Source organism: Xylanibacillus composti (assembly GCF_018403685.1).
Classification (GTDB): domain Bacteria; phylum Bacillota; class Bacilli; order Paenibacillales; family K13; genus Xylanibacillus; species Xylanibacillus composti.
In genome coordinates, this window is sequence record NZ_BOVK01000104.1 from 1 (window position 1) to 6,212 (window position 6,212).

The window sequence follows — 6,212 nt, forward strand, 5'->3', positions numbered from 1 at the left end:
ACACATTGCTTGAAGGGCAGACTGCTGCACAGGTTGCGTTACGGACTAACGAATGGCTGGCGGATTGTCTCGGAATAAAAAATATATGAATCCGAGGAGTGGGAGAGATGGAAAACCTATTACTGAAAGCCCGCCAAGCGGGAATACGCATGCGAGCAGAGGGCGATGAGCTGAAAATTTCCGCGCCGCAGGGGGCGCTGACAGCAGAGCTGCGGGAAGGACTCCAAACGCACAAATCTGCGATTCTGGCTTATTTGAAATCGGGTTATTCTTCTGCGACAGATCGGCAGTTCCCTGCTATCGAACCGGATCTTGCTGGCAAATATGAGCCGTTTCCCTTGACGGACATCCAGCACGCTTACTGGCTTGGACGCAATCAAACCGCCGAATATGGCAATGTGTCGACCCATTTTTACTTTGAATTGCAAGCCGAGCGGCTTGATCTGAGAAGATGGAATGATGCTTTCTGCCGGCTGATCGACAGGCATGACATGCTTCGCGCCGTAATCGATCAGAATGGCATGCAGCGAATCCTCCGCGAAGTTCCCTATTATGAGATTAAGATGCAAGATTTGCGGGAGGCGAATGAAGAACAGCAAGCGCTGGCGATTGAGCAGGTTCGCAAGGCCATGTCGCACCAAGTCATCCCTGCCGACCGTTGGCCGCTGTTCGAAGTGCGCGCCTCGCTGCTGCCTCATGAGCAGGTGCGAATTCATGTCAGCCTGGACTTTCTGATCATGGACGGCTGGAGCATGTTCATGCTGTTCAAGGAATGGCATCAGCTATATGAGCAGCCAGTCAACAGCCTGCCCGAGATTCAGCTTTCTTATCGCGATTACGTGCGCGGAGAACGGGAGATGGCCGACTCGGATGCGCATCGCCAAGCAAGTGAGTACTGGATGGAGCGGATAGATGCGCTGCCGGGGCCGCCCGAGCTGCCTGTCCGCCAAGCGGTTAGCGTCCAGGAACAGTCGGCATTTCGCCGGCGCAGATTAACGCTGGACCGCGCAACCTGGAGCCAGTTGAAGGCCAAGGCCGGCGAGGAGGGGCTGACGCCGTCCAGCTTGCTTCTCACTGTCTATGCCGACGTGCTGGCGCAATGGAGCCGCACGAAGCATTTTACCATCAATATGACCTTGTTCAACCGCTTGCCTTTGCATCCGGATGTGTTCCGTCTGGTTGGCGACTTCACTTCGCTCATTTTGCTCGAAATCGACTATCGTCCCGAGACGCAGAGCTTTCTGGACAGGGCCAGGCAGATTCAGAAGCAGTTCCTCGCCGATCTTGACCATCGCGAATGGAGCGGCGTCGAGGTATTGCGCGAATGGAACCGCCGGTATGGCGAGGCAATGAAAGCTACGATGCCGTATGTATTCACTAGCGGTTTGGTATTCAGTGAAAACGGGGATGACGCTGGATGCCTCGAGCGATTCGGGCCGATGGTTTACGGAGTCAGCCAAACACCGCAGGTGTGGCTTGACCACCAGGTGATGGAAGTGAACGGCGATCTGGTTGTCAACTGGGATGCGGTGGAAGCCGTATTCGAGGCCGGGATGCTCGACCATATGCTGGAGTCGTTCCGCGAGCAGCTGCTTCGCTTGGCTGATCAGCCCGAGAGCTGGAATTCCCGCTCACTCCCTGAACTCCCGCCTGTTCTACAAACAAGACGAAAGGATGTCAATGATACTAAGACTGTCTATAAAGCCAGGCTGCTGCACAGCGGTTTTCTGGAGCATGCAGCCAGACAGCCTGAAGCCAAGGCGATCTTGTCCCCATCCCGCACGATTACGTACGGCGACCTGTACGCTGACAGCGCGCGCGTGGCCCATTGGCTGCAGGAGCAAGGGATACGGCCTGGTGAACCGGTAGCCGTCATGATGCACAAGGGCTGGGAGCAGGTGACAGCCGTCCTTGGCATCCTGATGGCAGGCGCCGCCTATATGCCGGTTGATATTCAATTGCCTGACAAGCGAAGGCAGGACTTGCTGCGGATCGGTGAAGTCCGGCACATTCTGACACAGCCCGTGTATGAGGATGAAGTTGGGCAGGGCGATAATCCGCGTCATATGCTGGCAATCAGCGAGGAGACGCTGTCCGGGCTCCCAATGCCCGCCAAGATCGAAGCGAATGCCCATTTGGACAGCCTCGCCTACGTCATTTTTACTTCCGGCACAACCGGTGTGCCAAAAGGCGTCATGATCAGCCACCGGGGCGCGCAAAATACGAATTTTCATATCAATCAACTTTTTGGCGTGAGCGCAGGAGATCGGGTTTTGGCAGTGTCCTCCTTAAGCTTCGACTTGTCGGTCTACGACATATTCGGCTTGCTCGAAGCAGGCGGGACCATGGTTATGCCGGACTATGCAAAAGGACAAGACCCCAATCACTGGAAGCAGCTGATTCGGGAGCATGGCGTAACCCTGTGGAATTCTGCTCCCCAATTGATGCGAATGGTCATGGACAGTTATCTGCCCGGTGAATCGGAGATGGAGAGTCTGCGAACCGTACTGCTCAGCGGCGACTGGATACCGCCAGATCTGCCGGACCGCATTCGCATGAAATGTGCCGCCGCCCAAGTGGTCAGTCTGGGCGGCGCGACCGAGGCGTCCATCTGGTCGATTTATCATCCCGTGGCCTTCGACAATGCCAGTAACGCTCCCATTCCATACGGAAAGCCGCTGCCCAATCAGACGATGTGGGTGCTCGACGAGGCGTTCCGGCCGTGTCCGGATTATGTGACAGGACGCATCTATATTGGCGGCATCGGACTGGCTATGGGTTATTGGAAGGACGCTGAAAAAACGGCTGCCCGCTTTGTAACGGATCCAAGCACCGGCGAGCGTCTCTACGATACCGGAGATTTGGGCTATTATACGCCTGACGGCAATATCATGTTCGTCGGCAGGGATGATACTCAGGTTAAGATTCGCGGACATCGGGTCGAGCTCGGAGAGATCGCTGCCGTGCTTCGCCAGCACCCGGAAATTCAAGAGGCCGTTGTGCAGCCGGTGGGAGACAAGCCGGAAAACCGGCAATTGGCTGCGTATCTATCCGTTCATGGAGACAGACTGGCAACTCTGGGTCATTCGACTAGTGTTGACAATCCAGGGGCATCTGACGGGTCGCAGCCTTTGCGAGCGCTGCTGGATCAGGCTGCAGGCAAGACCGAAGCCAAACAGCTGAACGATGGCTTCATTCAGGCATGGTCATTGCTCGATACGTATTATGTGGCCGCTATGGTCAGGGCCCTTCGCCTATTGGGGGCAACGGGCGCGCCGGGCGAGCTTCTGTCGGTAGAACGGATGAAAGCGGCAGGAGTAGCGGATCGCTACGAACGCTGGCTGCTGCGCGCCTGGAACGTGCTGATCGAAGAGGGCGTCGCCAAATCGGCAGGGAAGGGTCGAATTGAGCTGACAAGCGCACTGCCTTCCTATGATTTCGATTCTCTGTCCAGCCAAGTGAGCATGCAGCTGGAACAAGAGATCGGCTTCACCAAAGAAGATGCGGAGTGGTTCACGGGGACCATTCGGCAGCTGCCGGATGTTCTCACAGAAAGCGTGCATTCCGCAGAGATCTACACGTCGGACGCTACGGCCAGGGTGTACCAGGCTTTCTTCCCGGACAGCCATGCGCTGCTGCACACCACGCTGGACCAGTGGATCGGAGAATTGGAATCCCGGCAGGGCGGGAAGCCTGTACGCTTGCTCGAAGTCGGCGCTGGCCTCGGTTCCGCCACCCAGCACATCCTGCCCGTCCTGCAATCCATTCCGCACCATTACGTATTCACTGATATTTCCGATTACTTTTTGCAGCGGGCAGCGCAACTGTTTCAATCGTACAGCGGCTCCATGTCATTCCAGCAATTCAACCTGGATATCCGGCCGGATTTTCAAGGGCTTGAACGGCACAGCTTCGACTGCATTATCGCCTCGAGCATGCTGCACGATGTGGAGGATATCGGGCTTGCGCTGGACCATTTGATTTCCCTGCTTCGCCCAGGAGGCAAGCTTCTGCTCATAGAGGAAACCCGGTTTTTCCGCTCGTTCGATCTGCACATGGGGCTGCAGCAAGGATTTGACGGCTACCGGGACGTTCATTTGCGTCAGGAGCACTGCTTGCTGGCTCCCGAACAATGGGAGCAGGTTTTGCGCGATGCCGGATTCGCGGACGTCGCCGTTACCCGTTCCCCGGGCAGCGTGTTTGATTATTGCGGCTTCCATGTCATCGCGGCAGAAGGTCCCGCGACTGTGCATGAATTGGACATGCAGGCCGTCAAGCAATATCTTGAGTCGCGTCTGCCTGCTTACATGGTGCCGCAGCATATGATCCAGATTGACCGGGTGCCGGTTACGACGAACGGGAAAATCGACTACAAGCGGCTTCCGTCAGTTCCGGAGCAAGTCGAAACGAGCGTGCGGGATCGGCAGACGATCCTCGCGCCGAGAAATCCGATTGAGCAGCGGTTGCATGAAGCGTGGACGACCGTCATGAACGGACGCGAGATTTCCGTGACGGACCGGTTCTTCGATTTGGGGGGCGATTCCCTGCAGGCAACGCAGCTGCTGCGCGAAATCAATCTCGCGCTGCCGGCAGCTATTGAAATGCATGAATTTTTCGAAAACCAAACCATCGAATCGCTGGCCCGGCTGGTGGACAGCCGCTTGCAGGCGGCGTCCTCAGCGGATCAAACCGGCAGCAGAGTATCGGGCCAAAGCTTGCCGACGCAGCTCCGCTACAAGAAGCACGAGATTCCACTCTCGGATCTGCAGCTTGGCTTCTTCATGGCAGATGACCCGTACATGGAATTTCATGTACGACCCCACCTTTATTCAGAGCGGGACGTTCCCGAGCTGGATGCAGCCCGATATGAAGCAGCCTGGAACCGTGCATTGGAGCGCCATGCTGATGAAATTGCGGTCGTTCGTCAGGATGGGACTATGCTGGCCGTGCGCAATCCGGAGCCGGTTCGCTGCAGCGTGTATGACTGGCGCCAGCAGCGCACGGAGGATGCCCATGCAAGCATGCTGCAAGTTCGCGCAGAGATGGAGCGCGCCGAGCTGCCGCTCGACCGTTGGCCTTGGATAGATATACGGCTTTCCTATTGGATTGAAGACGGAGAAAGTCGCACGCGCATTCATTATAATCACAACAATTTTTTCTGGGACGGCCAATCCATCTATACGTTGTTCCATGAAGTGGATCGATTCTATGAAGATCCTTCGCTGGTTCTCGACCCGCCCGAGCTTAGCTTGCGGGATGCCGCGATTATGATGGCGGAACTAGAGCAATCCGAACAGGGGCAAGCCGCTCGGAGCTATTGGGAAGCGCGCCTGCCGCACTTGCCGGGTCCGCCGGAACTGCCTGTCAGGGCTGGCATGGACCGACGCTGCCGCTCTATGCTGCACCGCAGGGAAACCGTCGTCAGCGCGCGGCATTGGCAAGCTTTCAAGGAACGGGCTGCGAGCAATGGAATTACGACATCCAACGCGATGATCGCGGCTTATGCCGAAGTGTTGTCTGCCTGGAGCAACAAGCGCCACTTCGTGATCGGTCATATGATGTCGCGCAGAATGCCGATCCACCCGGACATGATGAACATTCTCGGCAATTTCTCATCGGTCTATCCGCTGGAAATTGATTTCAGGGCCAAGGACACGTTCGCCGCCCGCGCCAAGCGCGTGCAGGATCAAATCTTGCAGGACGCGCGGCACATCCAATGGGGAGGCATGCAAATCTTGCAAGCCTTCAATCGCCAATCCGAAGGATTCGGCAAGGCGCCGATTCCTTTCGTCGTCGGCAGCGGGTTGTTCATGGAAGGCTTCAAGCGTCCGGATTACAGCTGCCTGGAAACGTCCCAGGTGATGCTGGACCATCAATTTTGGGAGCTGCATGACGGCGCTTTGTTCTACGTGCTGGATGTCATGGAATCGTTCTTCCCGGCTGAATTGATCGATGACATGAATGCAGCCTATCAACAGTTGATCGAACGGTTGGCAGTGGAACCTGCGCTATGGGAGGCGGAAGTGCTGCCGCTGATTCCGGAACATCATCTTGCGGCACGCCTTTCAGCGGATCAATCGGCAGATGCTGTGAAATCTGAAGAGGCATCGGCTGTACGCCTGGAGCAGTTTCTCGCTCAGGCGCCGCCGGACCGGCCCGCGCTGCTCACCGCTAGCGGTCCGCTTGCTTACCGCGAGCTGCAGCAGTCGAGC

1 protein-coding gene is annotated in these 6,212 nt (G+C 56.7%); it reads left to right on the forward strand.

Annotated elements, in window-relative coordinates; translation table 11 throughout:
* Positions 1 to 107 precede the first annotated feature (107 nt).
* The coding region (locus XYCOK13_RS21585) for a non-ribosomal peptide synthetase (protein WP_213414324.1) at positions 108 to 6,212 on the forward strand (6,105 nt) is incomplete at its 3' end.